The 242-nt window shown below is 39.3% G+C and carries 1 tRNA gene; it reads left to right on the top strand.

Features of this window, described 5'->3' with window-relative positions:
- The first annotated feature begins 63 nt into the window (after positions 1-63).
- Positions 64-139 (top strand) — tRNA-Lys (locus tag AAEY83_RS17990).
- The last annotated feature ends 103 nt before the right edge of the window (positions 140-242 follow it).

Raw genomic sequence — 242 nt, 5'->3', positions numbered from 1 at the left:
TTCTATGACAGTTTAATCGGCGGATTTACGCAAGCTTTTTACAAAGCAGATTTATATTAGAGCGGGTCATTAGCTCAGTTGGTAGAGCAGTTGACTTTTAATCAATTGGTCGATGGTTCAAATCCATCATGACCCACCATTCTTTATTCCTTGTGAATACGGTTTGGCATCAATCGGCGGATTTACGTAAGCTTCATTCATAATTGAATAAGTGCATAGAGCGGGTTATTAGCTCAGTTGGT

Source organism: Psychrobacter sp. TB20-MNA-CIBAN-0197 (assembly GCF_040309765.1).
Lineage (GTDB): Bacteria > Pseudomonadota > Gammaproteobacteria > Pseudomonadales > Moraxellaceae > Psychrobacter > Psychrobacter submarinus.
Note: the sequence above shows the minus strand (reverse complement) of the source record. Positions and strands in the feature narration are given on the sequence as shown.